The 6,627-nt window shown below is 48.0% G+C and carries 8 protein-coding genes, 1 tRNA gene and 1 pseudogene; 7 read left to right on the top strand and 3 right to left on the bottom strand.

Annotated elements, in window-relative coordinates:
• Nucleotides 1–53 precede the first annotated feature (53 nt).
• Nucleotides 54–251: a hypothetical protein gene (locus tag QUA13_RS24065; RefSeq protein ID WP_333202589.1), complete on the bottom strand. Its 198-nt coding sequence runs from the start codon at nucleotides 249–251 to the stop codon at nucleotides 54–56.
• A gap of 296 nt (nucleotides 252–547) precedes the next feature.
• Between QUA13_RS24065 and QUA13_RS24060 the strand changes: the two genes are divergently transcribed.
• A complete protein-coding gene (locus QUA13_RS24060) occupies nucleotides 548–1,051 on the top strand; it encodes a hypothetical protein (protein WP_333202587.1) in 504 nt (167 codons plus the stop codon).
• Between the two features lie 108 nt (nucleotides 1,052–1,159).
• Nucleotides 1,160–1,480 carry a translation initiation factor gene (locus tag QUA13_RS24055; RefSeq protein ID WP_333202585.1) on the top strand — a complete coding sequence of 107 codons (321 nt, stop codon included), beginning with the start codon at nucleotides 1,160–1,162 and terminating at the stop codon, nucleotides 1,478–1,480.
• Nucleotides 1,481–1,636: 156 nt separating this feature from the next.
• Here the strand turns inward: QUA13_RS24055 and QUA13_RS24050 are convergent.
• A tRNA-Ser gene (locus QUA13_RS24050) sits at nucleotides 1,637–1,723 on the bottom strand.
• A gap of 34 nt (nucleotides 1,724–1,757) precedes the next feature.
• The gene (locus tag QUA13_RS24045; RefSeq protein ID WP_333202583.1) at nucleotides 1,758–2,675 is read right to left on the bottom strand and encodes a TIGR04168 family protein; all 918 of its coding nucleotides are present in this window, start codon (nucleotides 2,673–2,675) and stop codon (nucleotides 1,758–1,760) included.
• A gap of 211 nt (nucleotides 2,676–2,886) precedes the next feature.
• Here QUA13_RS24045 and nadA (QUA13_RS24040) point away from each other — a divergent pair, with 211 nt between their 5' ends.
• The 5 genes and pseudogenes from nadA (QUA13_RS24040) to QUA13_RS24020 all read left to right on the top strand — a co-directional run bounded on the left by nadA (QUA13_RS24040) (nucleotide 2,887) and on the right by QUA13_RS24020 (nucleotide 6,516).
• Entirely contained in the window at nucleotides 2,887–3,855 is a 969-nt protein-coding gene (gene nadA, locus QUA13_RS24040; protein WP_333202581.1) for a quinolinate synthase NadA, read from the top strand.
• A 182-nt stretch (nucleotides 3,856–4,037) separates the two neighbouring features.
• Nucleotides 4,038–4,334: a hypothetical protein gene (locus tag QUA13_RS24035; RefSeq protein ID WP_333202579.1), complete on the top strand. Its 297-nt coding sequence runs from the start codon at nucleotides 4,038–4,040 to the stop codon at nucleotides 4,332–4,334.
• Nucleotides 4,279–4,584, top strand: a pseudogene (nadA, locus tag QUA13_RS24030) (quinolinate synthase NadA); the annotation flags it as partial. The gene QUA13_RS24035 and the pseudogene nadA (QUA13_RS24030), both read left to right, overlap by 56 nt.
• A gap of 179 nt (nucleotides 4,585–4,763) precedes the next feature.
• The gene (locus QUA13_RS24025) at nucleotides 4,764–5,381 is read left to right on the top strand and encodes a TIGR04282 family arsenosugar biosynthesis glycosyltransferase (RefSeq protein WP_333202577.1); all 618 of its coding nucleotides are present in this window, start codon (nucleotides 4,764–4,766) and stop codon (nucleotides 5,379–5,381) included.
• A gap of 418 nt (nucleotides 5,382–5,799) precedes the next feature.
• On the top strand, nucleotides 5,800–6,516 hold the full coding sequence (locus QUA13_RS24020) for a TIGR04283 family arsenosugar biosynthesis glycosyltransferase (protein WP_333202575.1): 717 nt from the start codon (nucleotides 5,800–5,802) through the stop codon (nucleotides 6,514–6,516).
• The last annotated feature ends 111 nt before the right edge of the window (nucleotides 6,517–6,627 follow it).

The raw sequence follows: 6,627 nt of genomic DNA, 5'->3' as shown, positions 1-6,627 counted from the left end.
GTTTTTAGCTGGCATTTTTGTAGAGATTGACTAAACTCATTTTTTATTATACCCTATTTAAAGGCACAACAGCTTAGTGCGATCGACCTCTCCAGAATTTCCACAACAAAATTGTCTGCATCTGAGTCAATAAGTCCGGCGCAATTAAACACCGCCAGACTTATACATCCCGCCTCCTTTCCCTCGCCAGTGCTGCTTAGAGCTTCGGACTCGTCCCGTCCGTCTGCTTCACTTTCCTTTGAGCAGTCCACAAACGGAATTTATTATTACCTGAAGGCGCGCATTGGCATATACCTGCGGACTGAAATAAAAGAAACTTTATTTATATCCCTGGAAAGAGGAAATTTTCGAGAGACTTGAGGATAATTAAAATAGAAACGCCATAAACGCCATACTGTAGCTGCGCTGTTAAGTTCTCAGCAACTATTTTTTTTGTCACAATTGCTTTGAGAAATTAATTTACTCTAAAAACTGTTGGCAGCAGCTCAGGTTCCTCAACCTCGCCAGAACACACTCTACCTAATAATCCCGACAATTCGGAGCGGCAATGAACACAATCAAACCCGAACCCAAAAGATCGCGCTTCATGGCTCTGCTGCTGACAACGCTGCTGACCTTTCCCTTTGTAAGTGCTTGCGGTTCTAGCGATCAAAGTTCCGTTACTCCGCCTCCTGTTGATAATACTCGCGCTGGAGGAGTGCAACCTAATCGCGGCTCCACTCCTACGCCACAAGCTAAAAAAGGACTCAACACTGCTCAAAAAGTAGGGATTACTTTAGCAGGAGCAGCCGCCCTTTACTACATCTACAATCAGTACAAAAATAAACAAGAAAAGGGGCCGCAGGGAAAACATTACCTTTCCAAAAACGGTCGCGTTTACTACCGCGATGCCCAGAATCGCGCGGTCTGGGTAACGCCCCCGCCTGAAGGAATTAAAGTTCCCGAGTCCGAGGCAGCGCGTTACCGCGAATTCCAGGGGTACAACAACCAAACTACCGGTCGAGACCTTACTACCGTGCCGGAAGCTACAAGTCCTGTTCCGGCACAGTAGCCTAACCACTTGAGATTTTAGATTGCCGATTTCGTGATTTTCACTTAAATCTGAGATTCTTAATCTAAAACAGCCATTTTTCAACACATAAAAAAGAGGAACTTTATCATGGTAGACGGATTTTTCCGGAAGTTAAAAGATGCGGTCGTCGGGTCAGACAGCGAGCAAGTCGATGCTGACGGCAATTACGAAGATGCCTCAAATCCCGGAGAGTACGGCGACGTGAGTCCGGCCAGCGAAGACCCCTACGGCGACCCCGCCGACAACGCCGGTACCGACTACGGACAGTTCGGCAACGTGAGTCCGGCCAGCGAAGACCCCTACGGCGACCCCGCTGACGACGTAGCGGATGCTGGAATGTTCGGCGACGTGAGTCCGGCCAGCGAAGACCCCTACGGCGACCCGGCAGATGAGGAAGGGTTTAGTTGAGTATGTTGGCTAGAAACATTACCTGGTAAGCAACAGCACCCCTGCGGGGGTGTTTTTTTTTGGAGAATACCACGAGTGAGCGAAAGATGAGCGGAAAAGGGAACTCTTGAGGCAATAGAGAATCTGAAACCCTTAACTGACAAGAGAATTATTAAACGGAGAGGGTGGGATTTGAACCCACGGTGACATCACTGCCACACTCGATTTCAAGTCGAGCGCATTCGACCACTCTGCCACCTCTCCGGGCGCATAAATTTTATCATACCAGCAAATGTCTCTAACTACAAATAGCCGCAGATTCAGTGCGCCGATAAAGAATTTGTTCTCTTTCTACCGCGAAATCTTCGCCTACCCATACCATAGACACTTCCGACACTGCTCCATTTTCCAGCAGGACGATCGAGAAATTGCGCAGTTTCGAGCACTCTCTCTCCACAATTCGCGGTACGCTGGCCGCATTCAAATACACCGTACCCTCCGCACTCACCTCCAGCGATTTCCGCAACTCCTGCTTTGTGTGCCGCAGTTTGTGGTGCATATGACCAAAAGTTACCAGAGGTATGTGCTTCCCAGAACTCCGAGTTCGATCGATCGCCTCCGCAAAATCCGGGTCGCCCCAATCCCCTCCCAGCGGCTTCCAATCTCGCCCGCAGGGGTCTTCAGGAGCCTCTCCTAACCCCGTTGGGCCCGTGTGACCCAAAAAAATCACATTTTCGCAATCCGCCTGAGCAGCAGCCGCTGCTATGCGCTGTGCCGACTCCTCAAAACTTTCTACCCCAAACCACTCCGAGTAAAAATCCCCGTACTTCCACTCCGAGCCCCCCCAAGTAAACGGGCGGCTTCCCACCACAGTTACGCCCAATTCGGGAAAATCTCGTTTCCCGTAACCGACGTGAGCTTCTCCCATTAAATCTAACTGCTGTTTCACCCAATTTTCTTGAGTTTGATCGTAAGGGCACTGACTGCGGCCCCACTCTGTCGCCGTGTACCAAGCGTCGTGGTTCCCAAAAACTGCTGCTTTCCGAATGTCCAATTGGGCGATCGCCCGCACCACCTCCACCGACTCATTGCCAAAATCCCCCACAAACAGCACCAAATCAACGTCCAGATGCTTCAAGGCCTCGCCGTCTTCAGGTTCCCACAGATCGTGAACGTCCCCCACCACCGCAATTTTGATAGATTTAGCTTTATTCATGTGATTTGTCATGTGCGATCGATCCCTAGCCCCTTCTTACTCAGCATAAGAAACAGCGACCAATTTTTGCACTCTCCCCCAGCCTATTTTGGATTTTAGATTTTAGATTTTAGATTGGCTCCACTGAACAGCCAGCACTTTTTGGTGAATTCAACTATAATTCAAAATACACTTTAGCTGTCTTCGCCACCTTCACCGGAATATTCTAACTGTGTTTACCACCGCACCTGCTCCGAACTTTACTCAAACCCGACTGCCCGACGACTTGTTTGCAGCAATTAACGCCCTCAAACAAGAGTTGAACGCCGTCATTCTCGCCCACTATTACCAAGACTCCGATATTCAAGACATCGCAGACTTCATTGGCGACTCCTTAGAACTTGCCCGCAAAGCCGCCAACACCAGCGCCGATGTCATAGTTTTTGCCGGAGTTCATTTCATGGCCGAAACCGCAAAAATTCTCAATCCAGACAAATTAGTATTGCTGCCAGACTTAAATGCTGGGTGTTCCCTCGCCGACAGTTGCCCTCCCGAAGCCTTTGCAGCTTTCAAAGCCGCTCGACCAGGACATTTGGTAATTTCCTACATTAATTGTACCGCCGCAATTAAGGCAATGAGCGATATAATTTGCACCAGTTCTAACGCTGTTAAAATTGTCAACCAAATTCCCGAAAATCAGCCCATAATTTTTGGGCCAGATCGCAATCTCGGTCGCTATGTTATGGAACAAACCGGCAGAAACATGGAGATCTGGCAAGGAGCCTGCATCGTCCACGAAAACTTCTCAGAAAAAAAGATAGTTCAACTCAAAATCGAAAATCCCGAAGCCGAAATAATTGCCCACCCAGAATGCGAACCTCCCGTGCTGCGCCACGCCAATTACATCGGCTCCACCACTGCCTTGCTCAAATATTCTCAGTCCAGTTCTAGCCAAGCTTTTATTGTCGCGACTGAACCGGGAATCATTCACCAAATGCAAAAACAAGCTCCGCACAAACGCTTCATCCCCGCTCCTTCGACCAATAATAACTGCGCTTGCAACGAATGCCCGCACATGAGATTAAATACCTTGGAAAAATTGTATCTCTCCCTAAAGAATCAAACCCCCGAAATTACCATGCCCCTAGATATTCAACTAGCAGCCTTGCAGCCCATCCAGCGAATGCTAGAAATGAGCTAACCCCTCGCTATTTTTAAGTAAATATATTGTATGCTGGGTTGGGCGCGGCGATTAAATTAAATCCTCACCTAACCCACCAACATCGATCGGCAATCCGTGAATCAGTTGTCAAACTCTTTCTCTTGTGTTCCTCTACGCTCTGCGCCTCTGAGGTTCCTTCCTTTAAAACTCATGAACGATAAATGATGCCGGAAAAACTGATTGTTTTCACTCGCTATCCCGAACCGGGAACAACCAAAACTCGACTAATTCCGGTGCTGGGAAAAACAGGCGCTGCCAACCTTCACCGCTTGATGGCCCAACGAACGATCGCCTGCGCTCTCTCTCTCCAAAAATCCCGCCGATTATCCGTAGAAATTCACCGATCCGGCGGCAGCCAACAACTGATGCAAGAGTGGTTGGGAAATGATATTATTTGTCAAAGCCAATTACATCGGCTCCACCACTGCCTTGCTCAAATATTCTCAGTCCAGTTCTAGCCAAGCTTTTATTGTCGCGACTGAACCGGGAATCATTCACCAAATGCAAAAACAAGCTCCGCACAAACGCTTCATCCCCGCTCCTTCCACCAATAATAACTGCGCTTGCAACGAATGCCCGCACATGAGATTAAATACCTTGGAAAAATTGTATCTCTCCCTAAAGAATCAAACCCCCGAAATTACCATGCCCCTAGATATTCAACTGGCAGCCTTGCAGCCCATCCAGCGAATGCTAGAAATGAGCTAACCCCTCGCTATTTTTAAGTAAATATATTGTATGCTGGGTTGGGCGCGGCGATTAAATTAAATCCTCGCCTAACCCACCAACATCGATGGGCAATCCGTGAATCAGTTGTCAAACTCTTTCTCTTCTGTTCCTCTGCGCCTCTGCGCCTGTGAGGTTCCTTTAAAACTCATGAACGATAAATGATGCCGGAAAAACTGATTGTTTTCACTCGCTATCCCGAACCGGGAACAACCAAAACTCGACTAATTCCGGTGCTGGGAAAAACAGGCGCTGCCAACCTTCACCGCTTGATGGCCCAACGGACGATCGCCTGCGCTCTCTCTCTCCAAAAATCCCGCCGATTATCCGTAGAAATTCACCGATCCGGCGGCAGCCAACAACTGATGCAAGAGTGGTTAGGAAATGATATTATTTGTCAAAACCAAAAAGACGGCGATTTGGGCGCAAGAATGACAGCAGCATTTGAAAAGTCTTTTAATTCAGGGGTTGAGAAAACTGCAATTATCGGCACTGATTGTCCTGGTTTGAAAGCAGAAATCATGGCACAAGCTTTTGAGGAACTCAGCCAACACGATTTAGTTTTGGGCCCGGCAAAAGACGGAGGTTATTATTTGATCGGGCTGCGGCGATCGATACCGGAATTGTTCGGTGGCATTCAGTGGGGAACCAGTGAAGTATTTGCTTGTACGCGGGCGATCGCCCAAAATCTCAACCTCAATATTGCTTATCTTCCCACTCTTGCAGATATCGACAGACCAGAAGATCTCCTCGGTTTAGATATTAATATGTTGAAATAACTAAAGTCTATTTAAGGTTTATAAAATATTAGAAATTGTCATATATTTTTTGATAAAAATGCTTGATTGTAAAACCGGAACGTCATAATATAGTAATTGTATTTGTCTAACCAAATGCTGAATCTCAGTAGCAGTTAGACAGCGCTTGGGACAATAGTCCCAGGCGCGATAAGAAGCCAAAAATTACCAACTAAATTAGCAACTAACAGATCGGCTTTGTACAAAACCCGCCCTGCCACATGAAAGCCCAATGTAGGCGCGGGCCCGGTGTAAAAAATGAGCAACTAATAGCTTTGCTTTTTACAAAACTCGCCCTCCCACGTTAATGCTAAATGTAGGGGCGAGTCCGGGATCAGAAATGGGCAAAACCAGCTTTGTACAAAACCCGCCCTCTCTCTCACGGGCTGCTTAAGTCTGTATGTCGCCAGAAAATCCCAATCTCAAAATTTCCATTATCATTCCCGTCTTAAACGAAGCACCTACAATTGCCCCAGTCATCTCCACCGCCCTGGACGCAAAAAATGTCGAAATAATTGTCGCCGACGGCGGCAGCAGCGACGGTACAGCAGATATAGCAAAATCTTTGGGCATCCGAGTTATCTGCACCGCCCCAGGCCGCGCAGCCCAAATGAATGCAGGTGCAGCCGCAGCTACTGGAGACATCCTGCTGTTTCTCCACGCAGACACTCATTTACCTCGCGGGTACGACTCTGGCGCGCGTGAGGCACTCGCTAAACCGTCCGCAGTAGCGGGGGCCTTTCAACTCAAGATTGACGCCCGCAGGTTCTGTCTGCGTCTGGTAGAAACAGGGGTAAACTGGCGATCGAACTTTCTGCAAATGCCCTACGGCGACCAAGCCATTTTCCTCAAAGCAGCTACCTTTGACAAAATCGGCGGTTTTCCCGACTTGCCCCTCATGGAAGACTTTGAATTCGTGCGCCGGTTGAAAAAACAAGGCCGCATCGAAATAGTACCCCAGCCAGTGCTGACCTCCGCCCGTCGCTGGCAGCAGCTTGGGGTCATCAAAACCACCGCCATTAATCAAACAGTAATCATCGCTTATTTCCTGGGAGTGTCGCCCGATCGACTCGCTTTCTGGTATAAGGGACAAAAGAAAAATTCTTCTGAAAACTAAAGAATAGTGAACTTTTCTAAAGCTCACCGTTAATTATGTAAATAGGAAACACGTCCCTGCGTAAAATATGACTTGAACGCCTCAACTTTATTAAACTGCGAGGACAAACAG

It is taken from the genome of Microcoleus sp. S28C3 (genome assembly GCF_036700785.1).
Classification (GTDB): Bacteria; Cyanobacteriota; Cyanobacteriia; order Cyanobacteriales; family Microcoleaceae; genus Microcoleus; species Microcoleus asticus.
Note: the sequence above shows the minus strand (reverse complement) of the source record. Positions and strands in the feature narration are given on the sequence as shown.